The following is a 16,993-nucleotide window of genomic DNA, read 5'->3' on the forward strand; positions in this document are numbered from 1 at the left end:
ACGGAGTCAGCGGGCGATACGGCACAGGTCGTCGACCCGGCGGAGGTTCTCCGGTACGAGGTCGGCGGCGGCGAACTCCGTACCGAGGTCGTCCTCGACGCGTTCGATGATCTCGATCAGCCGGAAGGAACCGAACGAGGCGAACGAGTCGAAGGCCGCGCCCGCGAGCAGTTCGGCCTCGGGGACGCCGAGCACGGCGCCCGCCACGGCGGCCACCCGCCGGCGCAGCGCCTCGTCCGGCACTCCGGGCTCAGCGGCGGGCTCCGTGTGGAGTTCCAGGTCGGCCGCGAGCACCTCGCGCAGGCGGTCCACCAGCTGCGGCGGTTCGGCCCGGCCCCGTGCGACCCGGCGGTGGGCGAGATACGTCTGCTCGACGACCTTGTCCCAGGCCCGCAGCTGCGCCTCCTCCGCCTCGCCCGGACCGGACCGGCCGGTGAACAGCTCGCGGTACTTGGCGTGCAGTCTGCGGCCGCGGGCCAGCAGCCAGGTCTCCACGGTGAGCTGCTCGACGGCGCGCGCCCGGTCCGGCCAGGTCTCGTACGCGCCCAGGTATGCCCGTACCGCGTCGGCGTCGGCCGTGAGCACGGGCGGCAGCGCGGTGAGCGGCGGCAGTTCCCCCGGGACGATCTCGACGGTGTCGGCCGACTCGATGCCCGCCAGGTCCGCGTCCTGGAGGACCCAGCGGCCGGGCACCGCAGGGCCCCAGGACGTCTCACTGCGGTAGGCGTCCGTGATGTGCCAGCCGCCGGGGCCCGCGGCGAGCAGGAAGCTGTGCTCCATGTGCGCCTGCCCGTGGTACGGCAGCCAGGGCAGCCGGAACGAGTCGGCGATCACATAGTGCGTGGAGCCGCGCCGGGCCGCAGCGGCCAGCAGCCCGGCGCCGGTCAGCCGTTCACGCCGGGCGATGCGCAGTCCCAGCGGCGCGGGCAGTGTGCGGAGCTGCTCGTCCGGCGGGGGTTCGACCGTCGGCAGCCCGTCGGGCCGCTTCCAGGTGCGGAACTCCAGGGCCGCCCCCGCCCGCAGATGTGTCCCCGCGCCGTGGTGGTGGTCGGCGAGTACGGCCAGATTGACCTGCACACAGTCCAGCAGCCCGGTGTGGACCGAATCGAGAGCGAAGTGCTCGGGCCCGCCGGGGTGCGGCGCGCCCGCCCCCGGTATGTCCGTGCCGGTCATGTCGGCCCACCTTTCTTGTCCTTGACCCGTCGGGCCCGGCCCGGGGTGTTGTCCGTCGTCACCGTTCAGAGCCACGGCGGGAGTCCGGGGAGCCCGGCCGTCGAGGTGAGGCCGGTCCCGCCGGAGCGGCCGGCCAGCCAGGCGAGCGCGTCCGCCGGTGTCCCGGTGATGACCGGGCCGCCCGTGCCGCACCGGCCGAGGACGTCGCCTCCGGGGTCGCGCAGGGTGAAGTCCGGTACGCCGTCGGCCTCGGCGTAGTAGCCGAGCACGTCGGCCAGGATGATCTGGCGCGCCGACGCGGGGATGTCGTGCCACCCGTAGCCGATGTCCAGGTCCACATGGTGCAGTTCGAGTTCGCGCAGCCGGATCACCAGAATGCGCTGCGGGGTGCAGAGTTCACCGGTGAAGGGCCTGACGGTCGCCTGCCAGGCGGGGGCGGGCAGCGTCTCGATCACCTGCTGGAAGTGGGCGGCGCTCTCCCGGACGTCGGCCAGCTGGACGGCGGCGGGGCGGCCGGCGCCCGCCTCGATCTCGGCGTTACGGGCCTTGCGGTTCGCGTACTGGGGTGTCTCCACCCCGGTCCTCGCCCACTCCAGCAGCCGTTCGAGGGCCGGGGCCTGGCGCGCCAGATGGCTCAGGACATGGCCGCGGGTCCAGCCGGGCAGCCCGGAGGGCTCCGGTACGTCCTGGTCGCGGAGCCCGGCGAGCCCGGCCAGCAGCCGGTCCGCCGCCGCCGCGATCTCCTGGAACGACTCCCGGGTGGGGGCGATCTCCTTCAACGGGACTCCTCCGACGTGCGGTGCGGTGCGGTGGGGTGCGGCCGGGTGAGCTGGGCGAACCCTTCGGCGATGGTGGACAGGGCGGCCGCGATGTGCGGGAGGCGCGCCGGTTCGGCGGCCAGCAGCGCTTCCTCCTGCTGTCGCTCGTCGCCGTACAGCAGGCTGGTGGCCGCCTTGAACCTCAGCGCCTGCGGGCGGTCGCCGAGCAGATGGCCGCCGAGGACGACGATCCCGGAGCCGTCGAGCAGCTGTGCCGCGAGCGACGCCGAGTCCGTGATGCCGTGTGCGGCCAGCCGGTCGCGCAGCGGCTCGAAGTCCGGGTAGACGTAGAACCCGCCGGCCGGCGGCCGGCACACGGCGCCCGCGTCGACCGCGATCCGGTGCACGGCGCGCGCCACCTCGCCGTGCAGCCGGGCGCTCGCCCGCTTCCTCTCGACGATCTCCGGGGGCTCGGCGAACGCGTACTCGGCGACCTGCTGCATCGGGCCTGCGAGCGTCGACCACAGCTCGCTGGCCGCCGCGACCACGGAGTCCCGCAGCAGCTCACCGGCCTCGCCCGCGGGGAACCGTACGGCGCCGATGCGCCAGCCGCCGAGCCCCAGCGTCTTGGAGAGACCGGTGGTGACGACGGTACGCTCCGGGGCGACTTCGGCCGGACTGAGGAACGGTGTGGCCCGCGGGTCGTGGACGATGTCCCGGTAGATCTCGTCGGAGACGATCAGCAGGTCCTCGGCGCGCGCGACGGCGCAGATCTCCCGGACCGCGGCGGGCGGCGCGAGCGTCCCGGTCGGATTGTCCGGCAGCGTCAGCACCAGCAGCCGGGGATCGCCGCCGGACCGTCTGGCCCGCCGGATCGTCTCGCTCAGTGCGCCGGGGTCCGGCATGCCTCCGTACTCCGCGGGGATCGGCACCCCGAAGACCTGCTTGCCTGCGTACGCGGCCTGCGGCGCGTAGGTGTTCCAGGCAGGCTGGGGGAGCAGCACATCGCCGGGGACGGCGAGCTGCACGGCCATCAGGAGCGGCTTGCTGCCGGGGCCGACCACGATCCGGTCCGGGTCGGTGGGCAGCCCGCGGCGGGTGAAGTACCCGGCGACAGCGGCCCGTACGCCCTCGGCGCCCGCCACCGGACCGTAGGCGGAGCGTGCCGCGCCGATGGCCAGCTGCTCGGCGAGCTGCGGCAGCACCGGCAGCCTCGCCTCACCGAACGCGAGATGGATCAGTGAGTCCCCCTGGGCCCTGCGCCGGTCGACCAGCTGGTTCAGCGCCAGGTTCGGCGAAGGCGGTGCGAAGGTCACTGCGGTCATGTGCGGTTCCTCTCCGGCTGCCCGTCCGCGCGGCCACCCGCGGAGCCGGGGGATCCGGCACCGCCCGGGGCGCCGCCGCGCACGGCCGCCGCGATGTCGGCGGGGGTCGATGGGTCGAGTTCCAGCTCGTCGAGCCAGGCGGCGTCCGGCGACCACCGGGCCCGGAACGGCCGCCCCACCAGCGCCGGATCGCGCGCCTGGAGCATCCGCAGCCGGAAGAACGCGCCGTCGGGCGTCTCCTCGACCCCGTCCGTCACGACCTTGCCCGGCGTCGCCGACATCACGGGCCCGCGCACGGTCCGGGCGAGCCCAGGCAGCGTGCGGTACGCCTCGGCGAAGATGTCCACCGCCCTGGCGAGCGGCACCTTGAAGTAGTCGTACGGTCCGGTGTCCCGCTCCACGAACAGGTAGTACGGCACCGCCCCGGCCGCCAGCTCTGCCCGCCACAGCTCGCTCCACACCCGGGCGTCGTCGTTGACGTGCCCGATCATCGGGGCCTGGCAGTAGACGACGGCGCCGGTGGCCCTGATCCGGGCGACCGCCCGGCGCGCGAGGCCGCTCTCCAGCTCGCGCGGGTGGCTGAAGTGCGCCATCACGGCGAGCTGCCGCCCGGACGCCACCACCTTCTCGAAGAGCCGCAGCACCTCGTCGGCGTCCGGGTCGGTGACGAACCGCTGCGGCCAGTAGGCCACGGACTTGGTGCCGATCCGGACCGTACGGACGGACTCGACACCCAGCAGCGGCTCCAGATGACCGCGCAGCCGCTCGGTCGACATCACCATCGGGTCGCCGCCCGTGACCAGGACGTCCTGGACCTCGGGATGGCCGCCCAGATAGTCGATCAGCCCGGACGGGTCGGGCGCCGCGAAGCGCAGATCCGCGTCACCGATGAACTGCGCCCAGCGGAAGCAGTACGTGCAGTAGGCGTGGCAGGTCTGCCCCTGGCCGGGGAAGTAGAGGACCGTCTCGCGGTACTTGTGCTGGAGCCCCGGGAGCTGGACGCCCTCCTGGCTCGGTACGTTGAGCTGCTGCTGGCCTGACGGATGCGGGTTGAGCCGCTCGCGGATGTCCCGTACGGCCTCGCGCAGCAGGAGCTTGTCCGACGGGTCGCCGGAGAGTTTGGCGAGCTGGTCCTCGTCGGAGCGCGCCAGCATGCCGCTCTGCGGGAACGTCAGCTGGAACATGGGGTCTTCGGGGACCCGGTCCCAGTCGATCAGGTGCGACAGCACATATTCGTTGACCCGGAACGGCAGCACCAGCGACACCCGGCGCACGGTCTCCGTGATGTGCTCGGGCAGCCCGAACCGCTGGGCGATGTCGTCGATGTGGCGCGGCCCGAACGCCCGGAACCTGTCGGGATCCCGCTGTCCGGCCGGCATCAGTCCGTGCCTCCCGCCCGGTTCGGTTTGCGGTACAGCGCGTCGCCGATGACCAGGAAGTCGAGGTCCATCGAGCGGAAGGCGTTCACCGCGTCGGCCGCGGTGTTGACGACGGGCTCGCCCTTGTCGTTGAAGGACGTGTTGAGCAGCACCGGCGGCACACCGGCCCGCCGCAGACCGTCCAGGGCCGCTCCCACCGCCGGTGCCTCGTCGCCGTGCAGGACCTGCGGGCGGGTGGTGCCGTCGACGTGCACGACGCCGGGCGCCACACTCCGGCCCAGCTCGGTCGCTCTGGCCGCGCCGAGCATGTAGCGGCTCAGATGCTCCTGCTGCTCCCACAGCAGGGCCCCGTAGTCGGGCCGGGTCACCCCGGCGAAAGGCCGCCACTGCTCACGGTTCTTGATCGAGTTCACCCGGGCGTGCACCGCGGTGGTGTCCGGTACGGCGATGATCGACCGGCGGCACAGCGCACGCGGCCCCACCTCGGCCCGGCCCTGGGCGACCGCGCCGACGTGGCCATCGACGAGCAGCGCCGTCAGCTCGTCGATGTCGAGATCGCTGCGGAGCAGGCCCGAAGTGTCCGGTGCGCCGGGCCCGTTGGTGTGGTCGTAGCCGTGGATGTCGGTGCCCAGATAGGGGCTCAGCGCCCCGGTGCGCCGCTTCGGCGGCCGTACGGTCCAGGCGGCCCCGAGGGCGACGCCCGCGTCGTGCGGGACCGGCGGGACGTACAGCGGTCCTGGCAGCGTGCCGTTGGTGCTGCAGTTCAGCGCCACACCGCCGCTCATGCAGAGCCGCTCGACACCGGACGTCTTGCGGGTCAGCGCGGCGAGGTGGCTGACGGTCTCCTCGATCAGGCGCTGTGCGGTGTAGGCGACGAGGACCGCGCGGGGGTCCTGGGTGAGCGACTCCTCGGGGGCGCCGGGCGCTTCGGCGCCCGCGATCCGGGTGTACCGCTCCCGCCAGCGGGCGACCGTGGTGTCGTACTGCTCCTTGATCTCGTCGGCGGTGGCGTGCCCCGTGCTCTCCGTCAGCGGTTCGACGGCCAGCCGGAAGTCGTCCGCCCCGATGTCGACCAGGGATTCGACGTCGAGACCGGCGGCACGCCCGTACGCGGCCAGGCCCATGGTCTTGCCCGCGTTGAGGAAGGAGAAACCGAGCCAGGTGGAAGCGGCGTCATAGGCGTACCCGAGGGACGCGGTGCGCTGCCAGGTCCGCTCCAGGCGTGGTTCGGCGCCGTCCTCGTAGGTCCAGATCGTCGAGGACTCGTTCTCGCCGTGCCCGTCGACGACCAGCACCCCGGCCTTCGGGAAGGGCGAAGCGTAGAACGACGAGGCGGCGTGCGCCTGGTGGTGCGGTACGCGGACGACTTCGGGGGTGTGCCCGCCGAAGTCCAGGCCGACGGCGTACTCCAGGAACTCCGCGTCGGACGCGAACCGGCGCGGGTACAGCTGCTCGCTGTCCCAGCCGAGCGCGACCACATCGATGTCGGCGGCCGTGATCCCGGCCTGCTCCAGGCAGAACCGGGCCGCGCCCAGCGGCTTGCGGTAGAGCGAGTGCCGGCGCCGGTTGCAGCGCTCCTCCTCGGAGAAGGCGGCGATCTCGCCGTTCCCGTCGATGAGGCAGGCGGCGCTGTCGTGCCACCCGGCGGGAGGTGCGTTGACTCCAAGAATCCACGTCATGCGCGTCTCTCCTCGTTGGCTGTGGTCCGTCACGGAAGTCGGGTGAGGGTGTGCCGTACGGCGCGCCCGGCGCTGTCGAGGGCGGCCGTGCACTCGGCGGGGCTGTCGCCCACGGCGATCAGCGCGGCGATGCGGGGCACGATGCCGCGTGGCGGGAGCCGCAGTTCGCTGCCCGGGGCCACGAGCGGGACCGCTTCGACGATGCCGGGGACGGCGGCGGCGCCGGTCAGATCGAGTGAGTCGACGGTGGAGTCGTGCTCGGGGTAGAGGAAGCGGACCTCGGCGCAGCGGTCGCGGGTGGGGGTGAGGTCAGGGGTGCGGCCGAGCGCGATGTCCACGGCTGCGGTGACCGGGTCGACGCCGGTGGCGAGCGTGCCGAGGAGGGGAATGAAGTCGCCGCCGAGCCGGCCGTTGACCTCCACCACACGCGGACCGGTGCGGGTGAGGCGCAGCTCGGTGTGGGTCACGCCGGTGCGGATACCGAGGACCGTATGGGCCCGCGCCACCACGGACCGCGTCTCGTCGGCCCAGGGCTCGTCGCGCCAGGGGGCGACCCGGTGGCCGGTCTCCTCGAAGTACGGCGCGAATCCCAGCTGCTTGTGCGCGACGTTCACGACGTGGACCTCGCCGTCGGACACCGCGCAGTCCACGCTGATCTCCGGGCCCTCCAGATACTCCTCGACGATGGCGCCGTCCAGGGCGCTGATCCCGGGGAACGTGGAGGTGCGCGCCTGCTCGAAGGCGCGGGCGAGCTGTTCGGGGCCGTCCACGAGGCTCACCCCGATGCTGCCGGCCAGACCGCGGGGTTTGACCACCACGGGCCAGCCGAGCGCATCGGCGGCCTCGGCGGCCTCCGCGTGACTGTGCACATGGTGGTAGGCGGCGGAGGGGACCCCGGCCGCGCCGAGCAGCCGCCGGGTGGCCAGCTTGTCCCGGCAGCGGCGGGCCGCCTCGGGGCTCATATGCGGCACCCGCAGCAGCCCGGCGACCTCGGCCGTGGTCTCCAGAAGGGTCTCGTCCCAGGTCAGTACGGCGCCCGGGCCGTCGTGTCCGTCGAGGAGTTCCGCCACGGCGGCCGCGGTCGCTGAGGCGTCGGAGGTGTCAGCGGTCCGGAACCGGTCGCCCACGTACTGCTGTTGCCAGTCGACGGGGGTGCTCTGCACGAGCGCGGCGTCGACCCGTGCGGCCACGGCGCTCAGTGCGTACGCGCGGTAGGGCGGATTGCCGCAGCCCACGACGGTGAGCCGGCCGGGCCGCCGGATGTCGACGGGGGCGCACACGAGCGAGGTGTCCTGGATCGTGCGGCGGACGGCCTCGGTGACCCGGGCACTGTCCGGGCCGCGGAACCGGAACCGGACCCCGGCGTTCTCGTACCCGCCCTCGTTCAGCAAGGCCCCGTCGTGCGGGCGTACTTCGGCGTACGGTCCGAGGGCCCTGCCGGGGGGCCGGCCGCCACTCGTGGGGAGGGCGGGGAGGACCCGGCAGGGCATCGGCACCGAGGGCGGCACCAGCAGCCATCCCGCCACTTCGGCGGTCCCGTCGAAGGCGGGCGCGGCGGCGGATCCGATACCGGTCTGCTGGGCGACGGCCACCGCCATCAGGTCGATGCCGTGCACCTCACGCCAGATGAAGGGGACTTCGGCGCCGCCGGGCCTCGCCCCGATCTCCAGGACGGTCAGCGCGCCGCTGTCGCTCTCGAAGAGTTCCAGATGGAAGACCGCGGGCCCGGTGAAGAGCGCACGGGCCGCCGCGGCCGCGATCTCGCCCGTCCGGGCGAGGAGCCCGGGGTCGTCGATCTCGACCGAGCCCAGTGCGGTGCCGGTGGTGAACTCCAGGCAGGTGCTCAGATAGCGGGAGGCACGCCAGGCACCGAGACCGGAACCTGTGTTGTCGGCGTCCCCGGCGTCCCCGGGGGCTCCCGTGTTCCCCGTGTAGACGCCGTCGACGTGCAGGACCCGGTCGGGCAGCCACGGCTGTACGAGCATCTCGGTGTCGCGCGGGAACGCGTACGCCCGGAGCGCGTCGGGGGAGTCCAGCCGCCGGATTCCGGCGCTGGCCGTGCCCCGCCGTGGCTTCACCAGCACCGGCCAGCCGTGCTGCGCGGCGAAGGACGCGACCGCTCCGTGGTCGGGCGCGTCGGCGGTCGGGGGAACGGCGATGCCCGCCCCGGTGAGCCGCTGAGCCATCAGCAGTTTGTCCCGCAGGGGTTCCAGGTCCTCGCTGCGCTGTCCGGGCAGGCCGAACTCGCCGCGCAGATCGGCGGCCAGATCGAGATCGGTCTCCTGGAGCGCCACGATCCGGGTCGGCGGACCGACCTGCTCGGTCAGCGAGGCGATCGCGTCACGGACCTGTTTGACGTTCTCCGTACTGTCCACGAGCCGTACACCGGCGGCCTGTTCGTGCGGCAGATGGCGGGCGGCCCGTTCGGTGGTGACATAGCTGACGTGGTGGACGGTGTGGTCCAGATAGGCGGCGTAGTCGGCGTACCGGTCGGTCCACCGGTGGATGACCATCACGTGTTCGGGCACTGGGATGCCTCCTGGGTCAGGAACGGCACGGGCGGGACGGGAAGGGGGCGGGCGAAGGGGGCCGTCCTGGGCGCACCGTGAACGTGAGCCGGACGGGTACGGGAGCCGGTGGCGCCGCCCCGCCGGTACGGGCGGCGGCTGCGGGGGTACGTCCCCGGCCGACCGCAACGCCTTTGTCCGGTCGGTGACTTGAGGGGGGATCGTCGGGCCGGTCAGCAGTCTCCGGCGGTGGTGACGAGCGCGTGGTGCATGTCCCACAGCAGTTCGGCGCACTGCTCGCGGCCGATGTCCTTGGCGGTGAGCCGCACCGACAGGTCGGACGCGCCCTCCAGAGCGCGGGCGTAACAGCGCGGGCCGATCGTGGTGAAGGGCTCCTCCCAGGTGATGACGGGCTCGATGACGGGCACCGGATCCGCGGAGTCGGGCGGCTGCTCCGGCAGGGCCACATAGTTGAAGGCACAGACGGGTTCGGGCGCGTCGGGTCTGCGGGCGAGCAGTTCGGCGACGGCGGTGACGTCATGCGCGCCGTGCCGGAAGGCGCCGAGGCTGCTCCAGTGCACGGCCGACGCCAGGGTGCGCAGGTCGTTGTCGCGGGCGCCCTCGATCAGGGCGGGCACCCACTGGTTCATCGAGGTGACCGTGTTCTTCCAGCGGGCGGAGAAGCGGTTGGCGCTCATCAGCTGCACCAGCAGGGCATCGGTGCCGCAGATCCTGGCCACACTGCGGGCGTAGGCCGCGAGGACGACGCCGGCGACCGACACCCCGGCCGCCGCGGCGACCGTACGGGCGGCGGCGCGGGCAGGCCCGGAGCGCAGGGTGGCCTGGACCACGCCCGTACCGGAGCCGTCCGCGGCGGGCAGGGCGACCTGCGGCGCTCGGTCGATGACGCGGTCCCAGTGGCCGAGCGCGGCGGCCTGCCGGCGCAGACCGGCGGGGGTGAACTGGTCGGCGGCCAGCTCGGCGGGGCCGGGCAGGGGGCTGTGCACGGAGGCGGGTCCGGCTCCGGCCGGGTCGGCGAGCGCCGCGGTGAACTCCTGGCGCAGCACCTCCTGGGCCCAGGCGTCGGCGGCGATGTGGTGTTTGACGAACAGCAGATGGGACGCGGTGCCCGCGCGGGTCAACAGGGTGGCCCGCCAGCCGTGTTCACGGCCGAGGCGGAAGGGCTCGGTCGCAGGTCCCGCGACGAAGTCGTCGAGCGGGAGGCCATCGGTCTCGACGACCGGCAGCGCGTCGGAGAAGTCGGCGTCGGGCGTCAACTGGCGTGGGGCGTCCGCGTCCTGGAGGTCGTACCGCGTTCTCAGCGAGGGGTGGCGGGCGACGACGGCGTGTAAGGCGGTGCGTACCTCCGCGGGTCCGGCCGCGCGGGGGAGTTCCCAGAGCGCCGCGTTGTTCGCCTCGTGCCACCGGGTGCTCGGCAGATCCCGGATGTCGTGCCAGACCGAGAGCTGCCCCAGTGAAAGCGGTCCTGCCACCGGCGTGCACCCCCTCTCCATCGACACAGGACATCGGCATAGGCTCAGCAGGTTTTCGCATGGCGGAATCGCTATTCCATGCATCGCTGACGCTGCCACACACTGTTGAAGCCTGTCCAGGTCGAACTTCCCCTGGTTGCCCCTTCAGGGCCTGTCGTCAAAGTGCCGCCTGCCGCGCGACGCCTGGCACGCACGATCGCGGCGTTGCCGAAATGCCCTAGTAGCTCCGCTACGAGAACATTCCGGCGCCTTGCGATCGCACGCACCAGACGCCGCGCGGCCGCCCTCCGGGCAACGACGGCACTTTGACGACAGGCCCTAGTCGGGTCCGGTCGGTAAGTGATCCAGATCACATGCCGACCCCGGCGTCCGCATGAGAGCCTGGCCTCACTTCGGAAGTTGCTTTCCGCTGTGCGAAATGTGCGGTGGTCAGGGCAGTGGTCAGACACGAGAAGAGCGCGACGCGACCGTCGGCCGGGTCCCGCGCGGCACGGCTCCGGCGCCCCGGCGTCTGCCGGAGAACCCGGGCGCAACGGGCCGACGGGCCGCCGGCCCGCCCCGGATCATCCTTCCCGCACCCGACGAGGGGTCTCATCAACGTGACGCAACAGCCGTACCCCCAGGCCGCTTCCGCCGGGGATTTTCTGCACGACTTCCTGCTCGGGGCGGTGGCGCTGACCCCGGACCGCCCGGCCGTGGTCGAGTCGGCCCAGGCCGGGCAGACCACCGTGACCACCTACGCCGAACTCGGCTCCCTGGTCAACACCTACACCGGTGCGCTGGAGCAGCTCGGCATCGAGACCGGCGCCCGGGTGATCCTGGAGGCCGAGACGACCGCGCTGTCCATCGCGATGTTCCTCGCCTGCTCGCGGGCCGGGCTCACCTTCATCCCGGTGAGCCCCGAAATGCCGGGCGCGCGGCTGCTTGCGATCATCGGGGCCGCCCGGCCCGCCCTCCATCTCCAGACGGCGGACGGCGCACGGACCGACATCCCCCAGGAGGTCGGCACCGCCAGATTCGGTCCGGGCGGGCTGGCCGTGAAGCGGACACCGGACTGGCGTACCCCACGGCGCCACACCCCCTGTGTCACCGACCCCGCCTACATCATCTTCACGTCAGGCACCACGGGGCGGCCCAAGGGTGTCGTGATGAGTCACCGTGCCGTCGTCGCCTTCTACCGGGGCATGCTGGCTCACCGCCTCGCCACCCCTGACGACCGGATCGCCAGCACTTCCCCCCTCCAGTTCGACTTCTCGCTGCTCAACATCGGCCTGGCGCTGGGCACCGGCGCAGCCGTCGTCCCCGTACCGCCACGACTGGTGCGCTGGCCGAGGCACTTCCTGCGGGTGCTCCGCGAGAGCGGCGCCACCCAGGTCAACGGCGTCCCGTCGATCTGGCGCCAGGCCCTGCGGTACGAGTCCGAGCGGCTGGCCGCGCTGCGGGGGCTGCGCCGCGTCCTCTTCTGCGGCGAGGTGTTCCCGCCCGCCGAGCTGCGCCGCCTTCAGGAGCTCCTGCCGCAGGCGGAGTTGACCAACTGCTACGGCAGCACCGAGTCGATGGCCTGCTCCTTCGAGCCCGTGCCCCGCCCGCTGCCCGAGACGGCGGAGCGGCTCTCCATCGGTATCGCCCATCCCGGCGCCGAGCTGTTCCTCGTCGACGACGCGGGCGGCATCGTGGAGGAGGCCGGTGTGCCCGGCGAACTCCATCTGCGCAGCCCCGCGCTGTTCACGGGGTACTGGGACGACCCTGCGGCCACCCGGGCGGCGCTGGTGCCCGATCCGCTGGCGCCGGAGTCGGGGCAGCTGGTCCTGCGTACCGGTGATCTGGGCGTACGGGGCAAGGACGGCGAGTTCTACTTCAGCGGCCGGACCGACTCGCAGGTGCAGATCAACGGCAACCGGGTCGAACTGGGTGAGGTGGAAGAGCAGTTGCAGGCGTACCCGGGCGTCACGGCCGCCGCCGCGCTGGCGGTACGGGGGCCGGACGGCGGACAGCGGCTGACGGCGTTCGCCGTACTGGCCGCGGATGCCGACCGCCGGGCGACCGAGCACCGGGCCGCAGCGCACGGGGCCGCCGCCGAGGCGTCCCAGGACGCGACGGGCGGGGCGGACGCGGGCGTCCTGCGGGACTTCTGCGCGCGGACCCTGCCCCCGTACATGGTCCCGCAGGAGATCCAGCTGGTGGACACGCTGCCCACGACGGCGAACGGCAAGGTCGACCGTACGGCGCTGGCGGCCGCCGCCGAATCCGTACGGGATGCCGGACCCGGCCACGCAACCGCCCCGTAGGAGACAGCTGTGAGCAGAACCGATACGCCCGCCCCGCACCCGGCCGAGCACGCGGAAGGACGGCTGCGGACCTTCGTACGCATCCGCGCGGGCGGGCTGCCCGGGGCCTTCTGGGTGCTGTGGGGCGGGACGCTGGTCAACCGGATCGGCTCCATGGTCAATCCGTTCCTGAGCCTCTATCTGACCGGGATACGGGGAGTCCCGATCAGTACCGCCGGACTCATCCTCGCTACCGTCGGCGTCGGATCGGTCATCTCCCAGCCGCTCGGCGGGTTCATCGCCGACCGCTTCGGCCGCCGGGTGGCGCTGAGCGGCGGCATGCTCGCGAACGGTGCGACACTGCTGACACTCGGACACGCGCACGGCCTCGGCGTACTCGTCCCGGCCTGCTTCGTCCTCGGTATCACCATCGACTTCTTCCGGCCCGCGGCCCAGGCCCTCGTCGCGGACACCGTGCCCACCGCCGACCGCACCCGCGCCTTCGGCCTGCTGCTGTGGTCGGTCAACCTCGGGTTCTCCATGGCGATGGTGTTGGGCGGGTACCTCGCGTCGCACGGATACCAGCTGATCTTCTGGCTGGACGCCGGGGCCTGCACGGCCTTCGCGGCGCTGGTGTGGCTCGCCGTCCCCGAGACCCAGCCGGCGGCCGGGGAGCACAGCACGGGCGGCGGCTTCCTCACCCCGGTGCGCGACCGGGCGATGCTGGCCTTCGCGGGCATCATCGTGGTCTACGCGACCGTCTTCCAGCAGGCGTTCGCCACCCTGCCCCTGGCGATGCGGGGCGACGGTCTGTCCAGCACGGCGTACGGCACGGTCATGGCCGTCAACGGTGTGGTGGTCATCGCCGCTCAGCCGCTGATCGGCCACCGGCTCGGCGCCTTCGACAAGAGCCGGGTGCTGGCCACGGGCTTCGGTGTGGCCGCCGTCGGCACGACGGTGACGGCGTTCGCCTCCACGGCCCTCGTGTACGGGCTCGCCATCGCCGTGTGGACGCTGGGGGAGATCCTGGTCTTCGCGATGACATCGAGCGTCGTCGCCGACCTGGCGCCGGCCCATCTCCGGGGCCGCTACAACGGCTTGATCGGGATGGCCTGGGGCACGGGCTTCCTGCTGGCGCCGGTCGTCGGCACCCGCCTGCTGCTCGTCGGCCCCACGACGCTCTGGCTGACGGCCGCGTGTCTGTGCCTCGTCGCGGCAGCCGGCCAGCTCACCCTGGCGCCGGTCCTGCGCCGCAGAACGGCGCAGTGAGCGCCCGCGACCCCTCGCCCACCTCACTGAGAGGAACCCCCACTGTGCAGAAGGTGCAGAAGGCGCAGAAGCTGCCGAAGGTGCCGAAGGTGCTGCTGATAGAGGCCGACGTGTCCGCGGGTGAGGACCTGCTCACCGCGGCGGCAGAGATCGGCGTCGAGGCCCATGTCGCCACCCACGAGGACGTATTCCGTTCCTATCGGCCGGAGTTGAAGGAGAGGATCACCGGCACCGTCTTCACCGATTTCGCCGATCCGGAGACGGCACTCGACGACCTGGTCCGCTTCTGCCGGGAGACGGGCATCGACGGGGTCGTGGCCTGCTGGGAGTTCCTCTCGCCGCTGGCCACCCGGCTCGCCGACCGGCTGGGGCTGCCCGGCCACCGGCCGGAACTCGCCGACGCCTGCCGCAACAAGCGGCTCATGGCCGAGGCGTTCACGGCATTCGGGGTCCCCGCTCCGCGCACCGTGGTGGCCGGGGACCCAGGGGAACTGGCCCGGCGGGTGGCGGAGAGCGGCCTGGGCTTCCCCCTCGTCGTCAAACCGGCGGAGAACGCGGCGTCCATCGGCGTCTCGGTCGTACGCTCGGCCGCGGAGCTTCCCCGAGCCGCCCTGCTGGCACAGTCGCAGACCCACAAGACCTCGCACGGTCTGGCCCTCGACACCACCCTGCTGGCCCAGGAGCACGTGGACGGCGAGGAGTACAGCGTCGAGTCCGTCATCTGCGACGGCGAGATCCACCATCTGACGGTCACCGAGAAGTTCACCACCGGGGGAACGAGCCGCGCCGAACTGGGCCACACCGTGCCCGCCGACACCACACCCGCCGTCGGCACGGCGCTGTACGCGGCGGCCACCGCCGCGATCAGGGCACTGGGGCTGCGGAACGGTGTCGCGCACACGGAGGTGAAGGTCAGCACCGGGGGCGCCCCCAAGGTCATCGAAGTGGGCGCGCGTCCGCCGGGCGACCACATCATGCGGCTGGTGAAGGAAGCACTCGGCATCGACGAGGCACGCGCCTACCTGCAGACGGTGCTCGGCCTGCGGCCCGACGTGGCACCGAGGCGCGCCACGGCGGCGGCCATCCGGTTCATCACCGCACCGGAGGCCGGAGTTCTCCGGTGGACCAGCGCGCTCCCCTCCGGGGACCACGTGGTCGCGACCGCCATGTCCAGGATGCCGGGGGACGAAGTGGGCGGGCCGTACGACAACATGGGCCGGATCGGCCAGATCATGCTCCGCGGAGCCACCGCGGCGGAGGTCAACAAGGTGGCGGCGGAGGCCATGGACTCGATTACGGTGGAGATGGCGACGCAGTGGTGAGACGCGGGAGGTCCACATCCGGAGGCATCCGAAGGGCTCGAAGGCTCCGAAGGATTCGATAGCGTCGGCGTCGGCGTCGGCATCGGCGGCGGCGTCGTCGGCATCGGCATCGGCAGCTTCGGCGGCCGGGGGCCCTGCCGGACCACCGGGCCCGCGGCCGGCCGCGTACAGCACGGTTTCCACGTCCCTCGCCCTGCTCGGCGACGGGGAACTGCGCGAACTGGTGGAGACCGCCACACCACTCGGCTCCGGCATCGGCGGGCGCTCGGCGCTGCTGGAGGTCGCGGGGACGCCCGTCTTCGTGAAGCGGGTGCCCGTGACCGAGTGGGAACTCCGGCCCGAGCACCTCCGCTCCACGGCCAACGTGTTCGGGCTGCCCGTCTTCTGTCAGTACGGAATCGGCGGCCCGGGTTTCGGGGTGTGGCGGGAACTCGCCGCTCATGTCATGACCACGAACTGGGTGCTCGCCGGGCAGCATCAGGGATTCCCGCTGATGTACCACTGGCGCGTGGTGCCGGACACGGCACCGGCTCTGCCGGAGGAGCTGGCCGACGTGGAGCGGGCCGTCTCCTTCTGGGGAGGCGGGCCCGAGGTGCGCCGCCGGATCGAGGCCGTTGAGCAGTCACCGGCGAGCCTGGTGCTGTTTCTGGAGTACATCCCGCGGACGCTCCACACATGGCTGGCCGAGCAGATGCGCGCCGGGGACGAGACGGCGGACCGCGCCTGCTCCCTGGTGGAGAGGGAACTCGTGTCCGGCACCGCTTTCATGAACGACCGCGGACTGCTGCACTTCGACGCCCACTTCCAGAACATCCTCACGGACGGCCGTCACCTCTACTTCACCGATTACGGTCTGGCCCTCTCGTCCCGGTTCGCCCTGTCGCCCCGCGAGGCCGACTTCTTCGACGAGCACCGCACGTACGACCGTGCCTACGCGCTCAGTTACCTGGTGAACTGGCTGATCACTCACCTGTACGGGTACGGGCGCGCCGAGCGGGAGGCACTGATCCGCGCGTGCGCAGAAGGGGAACGGCCCCCGCCCGGACCGCCGGAGGTCATGTCGGCCCTCACACGCCATGCGCCGCTTGCGGCGGTCGTGACGGACTTCTACGGAAAGCTGCAGCACGAGAGCAGGGAGACTCCGTACCCGCGAGAGGCGGTCCAACGGCTCTTCCGGGAGGAAGGCTGCTCCTCACCGAACTGAAACGATCCGGCGGATCACGCCCCTTGCACAAACCGCCCGCGCTGTCCCTGAATGGAGAAGGGCCCGGTGGGTGTCGCGGGCCAGGGAGGGGCGTGTGCGCCGTGAGGAGAAGGATCACCGTTCTCGTACTGGTCCTGGCATCGGTTCTTGCCGCGGCGAGCCCGGTCGTGGCACGGACGAGAGCCGACGGCGGGGCCGAGCAGCGCGTTCTGCGCCTGGTCAATGCCGCCCGTGCTGAGGCCGGGTGCAGGCCCCTGTGGATCAGCCGGCAGATCAGCCGCGCGGCCCGCCACCACGCCGGAGACCTGATCCGGTCCGGCCGCTACTCCCACACCGGCAGCGACGGCTCCACCCCGGGCGGCCGCATCAGCCGGGCCGGTTACCGCTGGCACCTGGCAGGCGAGAACGTCTTCCTCGGCCCCCGTGACGCCCGTCAAGCCGTCCAGGGCTGGCTGCGCAGCCCGGAACACCGGGCCAACATCCTCAACTGCGCGTACCACCACACCGGCATCGCGGTACGAGGACCGGCTTCGCACCGCATGTGGGTCCAGGACTTCGCGGCGCACTGACCCGCTGTCGGACGTGGCGACGTGAACTGTGCGTCTGCGGAGCATCCT

The 16,993-nt window shown here is 72.4% G+C and carries 12 protein-coding genes; 5 read left to right on the top strand and 7 right to left on the bottom strand.

The window, feature by feature from the left end; translation table 11 throughout:
- Positions 1-6: 6 nt before the first annotated feature.
- The 7 genes from OG510_RS32915 to OG510_RS32945 form a co-directional block, all read right to left on the bottom strand.
- Positions 7-1,173, bottom strand: coding sequence for an acyl carrier protein (locus OG510_RS32915; RefSeq protein ID WP_406141605.1), 1,167 nt, complete (start codon positions 1,171-1,173; stop codon positions 7-9).
- A 65-nt stretch (positions 1,174-1,238) separates the two neighbouring features.
- The gene (locus OG510_RS32920; RefSeq protein ID WP_406141607.1) at positions 1,239-1,952 is read right to left on the bottom strand and encodes a maleylpyruvate isomerase family mycothiol-dependent enzyme; all 714 of its coding nucleotides are present in this window, start codon (positions 1,950-1,952) and stop codon (positions 1,239-1,241) included.
- Positions 1,949-3,256, bottom strand: coding sequence for a pyridoxal phosphate-dependent aminotransferase (locus OG510_RS32925; RefSeq protein WP_406141608.1), 1,308 nt, complete (start codon positions 3,254-3,256; stop codon positions 1,949-1,951). The genes OG510_RS32920 and OG510_RS32925 overlap by 4 nt, the downstream gene beginning before the upstream one ends.
- Positions 3,253-4,635, bottom strand: a complete 1,383-nt coding sequence (locus OG510_RS32930; RefSeq protein ID WP_406141609.1) for a KamA family radical SAM protein — start codon at positions 4,633-4,635, stop codon at positions 3,253-3,255. Before OG510_RS32930 ends, OG510_RS32925 begins: the two co-directional genes overlap by 4 nt.
- On the bottom strand, positions 4,635-6,314 hold the full coding sequence (locus OG510_RS32935) for a carbamoyltransferase C-terminal domain-containing protein (RefSeq protein ID WP_406141610.1): 1,680 nt from the start codon (positions 6,312-6,314) through the stop codon (positions 4,635-4,637). Before OG510_RS32935 ends, OG510_RS32930 begins: the two co-directional genes overlap by 1 nt.
- 29 nt (positions 6,315-6,343) lie before the next feature.
- A complete protein-coding gene (locus OG510_RS32940) occupies positions 6,344-8,842 on the bottom strand; it encodes an ATP-grasp domain-containing protein (RefSeq protein ID WP_406141612.1) in 2,499 nt (832 codons plus the stop codon).
- 212 nt (positions 8,843-9,054) lie between these two features.
- Complete coding sequence (locus OG510_RS32945) at positions 9,055-10,314, bottom strand: condensation domain-containing protein (RefSeq protein ID WP_406141614.1); 1,260 nt, start codon at positions 10,312-10,314, stop codon at positions 9,055-9,057.
- Positions 10,315-10,913: 599 nt separating this feature from the next.
- Between OG510_RS32945 and OG510_RS32950 the strand changes: the two genes are divergently transcribed.
- The 5 genes from OG510_RS32950 (at position 10,914) to OG510_RS32970 (ending at position 16,945) form a co-directional block, all read left to right on the top strand.
- Positions 10,914-12,602 carry an AMP-binding protein gene (locus tag OG510_RS32950; RefSeq protein ID WP_406141615.1) on the top strand — a complete coding sequence of 563 codons (1,689 nt, stop codon included), beginning with the start codon at positions 10,914-10,916 and terminating at the stop codon, positions 12,600-12,602.
- A gap of 9 nt (positions 12,603-12,611) precedes the next feature.
- On the top strand, positions 12,612-13,850 hold the full coding sequence (locus OG510_RS32955) for an MDR family MFS transporter (RefSeq protein WP_406141617.1): 1,239 nt from the start codon (positions 12,612-12,614) through the stop codon (positions 13,848-13,850).
- Positions 13,851-13,894: 44 nt separating this feature from the next.
- Positions 13,895-15,172, top strand: a complete 1,278-nt coding sequence (locus OG510_RS32960; RefSeq protein ID WP_406141618.1) for an ATP-grasp domain-containing protein — start codon at positions 13,895-13,897, stop codon at positions 15,170-15,172.
- Between the two features lie 193 nt (positions 15,173-15,365).
- The gene (locus tag OG510_RS32965) at positions 15,366-16,376 is read left to right on the top strand and encodes a protein kinase family protein (protein WP_406142678.1); all 1,011 of its coding nucleotides are present in this window, start codon (positions 15,366-15,368) and stop codon (positions 16,374-16,376) included.
- Between the two features lie 101 nt (positions 16,377-16,477).
- A complete protein-coding gene (locus tag OG510_RS32970) occupies positions 16,478-16,945 on the top strand; it encodes a CAP domain-containing protein (RefSeq protein ID WP_406141619.1) in 468 nt (155 codons plus the stop codon).
- Positions 16,946-16,993: the final 48 nt, after the last annotated feature.

Origin of the sequence: Streptomyces sp. NBC_01089, from assembly GCF_045162975.1 — a bacterium.
Classification (GTDB): Bacteria; Actinomycetota; Actinomycetes; order Streptomycetales; family Streptomycetaceae; genus Streptomyces.